The organism is Geobacillus sp. ZGt-1 (genome assembly GCF_001026865.1).
Lineage (GTDB): Bacteria > Bacillota > Bacilli > Bacillales > Anoxybacillaceae > Geobacillus > Geobacillus thermoleovorans.
This window is the reverse complement of record NZ_LDPD01000175.1, coordinates 1-1,160: the sequence shown is the minus strand read 5'-3', so window position 1 is coordinate 1,160 and position 1,160 is coordinate 1. Positions and strand designations below refer to the sequence as shown.

The 1,160-nt window shown below is 37.7% G+C and carries 1 protein-coding gene; it reads right to left on the bottom strand.

The features are described from left to right. Positions 1–896: ABC transporter substrate-binding protein (locus VU18_RS16410; protein ID WP_047758572.1), on the bottom strand; the 896-nt coding region annotated here is incomplete at its 3' end. Positions 897–1,160 lie beyond the last annotated feature (264 nt).

Genomic DNA, 1,160 nt, shown 5'->3' with positions numbered 1-1,160 from the left:
ATTGGACGAATGATCATCTTCCCTTTTAGATCTGGCATGTAATCCGTAAACCGCCCCATGTACCACATCGGCATAACAACGGATGCTGCTCCACCCTTATTCATAAACCCGTAGTATTCCTCTGCATGGTGGTCTCCCCCTGGAGTTGCTATAGCAATTTTCTCATCTAACAGTTGTTTCAAAAATGTTAGTGTTTTTACGTTAATATCATTATCTAAAGTTACAGTGCCATCCTTACCATAAAAATCGGAACCTTGCTGTACAATTAACGGCCAATAGCTCCACAAATCGCCCGTTTCAATTGTAGTCATCGGCTTCCCCGTAGCGCTAACAACCTTTTTACCTGCCTCCTTGAAATCATCCCATGTAACAATTTTGTTAGGATCTACCCCGGCCTTGTCCAATAACTCCTTATTGTAGTAAATAACAGTTGCACCTACGTGAAAATCAATTCCATAGTACTTTCCATCCTTAGAATAGATGTCTAATCTAGATTGAACGATTTTATCTTTCTCGGGGTCTATAATATCATTTAACTCTACTAACTGAGGTTTCCCTTTTAAATAGTTAGAGAATCGGGAAATTTCGATATCTGCAATGTCTGGCGCTCCTACTCCAGATTGCAAAGATAAAAGCAGTTTGTTATGCATGTCATCGTACGGATAAGTGGTAACCTGCAACTGAATCTTTTTGTCAGGGTGTTTTTTATTCCACTCATCAGCCATAAACTTATAAAACTTAGTGTGTAGCTCTTGAAATGTCCATAATGTTAGTTTTGTAGTGCCATTTGCACCTTTGCCCGATTGACCAGAATTGCTTGAGTCACTTGAACAACCAGCTAAAAACGTTGATACAGCCATAATTAATGCTAGTAGTAATAAAGACGCCTTTTTCATCGGTTTACCCCCCCTGATTTCGAACACGAATCAATTAACACTATCGGCAACAATTTTCTCGAAGACATTATTCCTACTTAATGATATGTTGCCGCTATCGTTGAAAACGCTTTTAAAATTAACCACCTCTCTTCCCCAGTTTATTTCAAATCCTTATTTATAAGATTTATAAGGATCTGAAAACAATTTGACCTTACAAATGTTACGTTTTAGCCTGGTCACATTTTATATTGTACGTATAACTTTTAACTTAATTGTACCATT